Here is a 644-nt window from a genome sequence, read left to right as displayed (position 1 = left end):
TTGGCGGGCGGCTGCGCGGCGGCCGGCGGCCCCGTCTCGTCACGGTGGGCGTTCAGCCAGCGGCTGATGGCGATCCGGGCGGCGGGGGTGCGGGCGTGCTCCAGCCACTCCGGGGAGGGCCCGGCCCCGGTTTCGTGGGCCATGAGCAACTGCACGGTGTCGCCGTCGCTCAGTACGGTGGCCAGGGTCGCCAGACGGCCGTTGACGCGGGCCCCGATGCAGGCGTGCGCGTCCTCGCCGTGGAGCCCGTAGGCGGCGTCCACGCAGCTGGCCCCGGCCGGCAGGCCGACGGCGGCGCCGTCCGCGCGGAACACGGTGATCTCCTGGTCCTCCGCCAGTTCGTCGCGCAGCGAGGTCCAGAACGTGTCGGGGTCGGGCGCCGCCCGCTGCCAGTCCAGGAGGCGGCACAGCCAGCCGGGGCGCGTGGGGTCCGCCCGCTCGCCGTCGGCGGGGTCCTGGGAGCCCGCGGCGTGGCCGCCCGGGGCATGGGGCGTCCCCCCCGCGGCCGCCGCGCCGGAGTGCGGTTCGCCGCCCTCCGCGGGCACGGCGTACGGGTTGCCCAGGGCGATCACCCCCGCCTCGGCGACGCGGTGCATCCGGTGGGTGCGGATGAGGACTTCGGCCACCTCGCCGCCGGGCCGCCC

General features: G+C 78.6%; 1 protein-coding gene. It reads right to left on the bottom strand.

Annotation, left to right across the window (positions count from 1 at the left end; genetic code table 11):
* A partial coding sequence (locus ACSNOD_RS31610) for a TGS domain-containing protein (RefSeq protein ID WP_436770506.1) occupies positions 1-644 on the bottom strand: 644 nt, incomplete at both ends.

Origin of the sequence: Streptomyces sp. URMC 123 (assembly GCF_051386515.1) — a bacterium.
Lineage (GTDB): Bacteria > Actinomycetota > Actinomycetes > Streptomycetales > Streptomycetaceae > Streptomyces.
This window is presented reverse-complemented; position numbering and strand designations above follow the sequence as displayed.